Source organism: Mesobacillus sp. LC4, assembly GCF_053543455.1.
In genome coordinates, this window is record NZ_JBGCUB010000027.1 from 1 (window position 1) to 2,212 (window position 2,212).

Here is a 2,212-nt window from a genome sequence, read left to right on the forward strand (position 1 = left end):
CTGTACCATAATAATCCCCCTCTTTTACGTAATTGTTTTTTTAACAAACCTGCTTGTTCAATTTGAATGTTTCACAATTGTTGATATACCTTAGAATCTATACGCTTTTTAATAGTTCAACCAACTATTAACGACTTCTTCAAAATTGTGATCTTTCCAAGCTACAATGGCGTTCATTTCTCCAACTTGTAAAACTTTTTCTTGAAATAGCAGATCTCCCAAAAAGTATGCTAATCGAGGAAAACCAAAAGTTTTGCCGCCATTAATGGAAAACCACTCACGGAAAATTTCCTGCGGAGTACTTATTGCAAGATCTTTTGCTATTTTTCAAATTAAATATTACTCTTTATGATAATCCTTTTTTTCTAGCTGTTTCACTCTATGTAGAATCTGAAATAGTATTGTCGTGGTAAAAGAAAATTGAACAATAAACAATAGTAAATAAATGAATTCAATATTTTCTCCACCAATAATAGATCCAATTCCATATACCAATACAAAACCCCCGATGAAGGTTATGATGAAAACAAACAACCAATTATCCATTCTCTTTTCTCCTTTTAATAGCACTTCTCGAAGTTATGCTATTAGATAAAAATTAGAATATCTTTATTACACTAATCTGCTCCTATCGTTCAATAAGGAATTCAACAAAAAAGGTGCTTAATCCTTCCTGGATCAACGCACCCGTTTAGCTGAAGATAAGAGTATCATTATATATGTCTTTTCACTAAAACAAACTGTATAATCGGATAAGTTATATACGCTAAGCATAAGGCAATAAATAATAAAAAGTTTCCTCCTTTACTAATAAAGAAGAAGTCAACAACCCAAAGTATTAACAGGGAATAAAATACAACATAATAACTAACGTAAGCACTACTCTTAATAATTTGTTTGCCCATTTCATCTCTTTGTACTTCTTTTCGAGTTCCCCATGTAAAAAACTGTCCCCAAGCTACTACTAAAGCAATAATTAAAAGAAACTCCGTTACACCGTATGTTGCACCATCTATCACAATATAACTTAGTAATGTTCCTCCAAAAAACATAGTAATGGCAATTAAAAATAATAAACCTACAAGGTCTTTCTTACTCATTTTTTCACATCCCCTTTCAATTCAGATAAGAAAAGTTGGTCAACAGTCACACTTAAACTATTTGCTAATTGAAATGCGAGCGTCAAACTTGGGTCATATTTATTGTTTTCAATAGCGTTGATTGTTTGCCTACTTACGCTACAGAGTTCAGCTAACTTTCCTTGTGAAAACCCCTTCTTTTCTCGATACTCTTTAATCAGATTTTCCATGAGAATTTCACCACCAAATCACCAAAGTGTAAAACACTTTTTACACCTTAATGTTAAAACAAGGTAAGTGATGTGTCAAATACTTTTTACACATCACTTACCTTGTTTTAACAAAAAAGTGCTTAATCCTTCCTGGATCAACGCACCTGTTAGTTCAATATGAATTTATAATGACGGCGGAATATCAGACAGACAAATCGATAAATTCTAGTTCAGTTTCTGCTTCTGCTTTCGAACGATAAACGGTAATTTTATCATAGGGTTTCAAGTTGTCTTGCCAGGTTCCTATGTTACTCAGAAAATCTTCTCCGTTTTCAGAAATGATCAAGCACTCTAAATGCCTATTGATATAACAAATTGGTGCGTCACTTTTCAAATCACATTGTTTACCAACAGTTCCGATATACCCACCTTTACTATCTTTTGCCATAATATCTACATATGGAACCGTATAAAATTCTATATGTGGAATATCATCGTCAAAGATAAATTGAATATCATAATCGTTAGCATATTTTTGATACTCCTCATTTTTATGATAAACACTCATAGGATAAATTGTTGTACCTGCTGGTATAACCTCTGTATCTTTTAAATTTACATTTATGGCTCCCATTAGTTCTGTTCTATCTAGATAAACTTTTCGCATCTCAACCTCCGTTTAATCTTATTTTTAGTATATGCTCATTATTTTTGTTATTCCTTAGTGAACTAAACTGCCCTTATGTAAAATCCCCCCAAAAAGGGCGGCAATCCTTCCTCAGATAAAATTCAAGTACGTTTGTTCACCAACTTAGTTTTAATATATGAGCTGCTTCCTACTTAGCTTTTTCACATCCATATAGCAGAAAAGCTTACAGAGCTAATCGCTTTAGCCTGCAAGCTTCTATAAAGTTATGCACT

At 32.6% G+C, this 2,212-nt stretch carries 4 protein-coding genes; all 4 read right to left on the reverse strand.

Translation table 11 applies throughout. From position 1 onward, the window contains the following. Window positions 1–339: 339 nt before the first annotated feature. A complete protein-coding gene (locus AB5I83_RS23610) occupies window positions 340–546 on the reverse strand; it encodes a hypothetical protein (protein WP_448978939.1) in 207 nt (68 codons plus the stop codon). Between the two features lie 167 nt (window positions 547–713). Then, complete coding sequence (locus AB5I83_RS23615; protein ID WP_448978941.1) at window positions 714–1,100, reverse strand: hypothetical protein; 387 nt, start codon at window positions 1,098–1,100, stop codon at window positions 714–716. Further along, window positions 1,097–1,309: a helix-turn-helix transcriptional regulator gene (locus AB5I83_RS23620; RefSeq protein WP_448978943.1), complete on the reverse strand. Its 213-nt coding sequence runs from the start codon at window positions 1,307–1,309 to the stop codon at window positions 1,097–1,099. The genes AB5I83_RS23615 and AB5I83_RS23620 overlap by 4 nt, the downstream gene beginning before the upstream one ends. Window positions 1,310–1,493: 184 nt before the next feature. Then, complete coding sequence (locus AB5I83_RS23625; RefSeq protein ID WP_448978945.1) at window positions 1,494–1,958, reverse strand: hypothetical protein; 465 nt, start codon at window positions 1,956–1,958, stop codon at window positions 1,494–1,496. Between the last annotated feature and the right edge of the window lie 254 nt (window positions 1,959–2,212).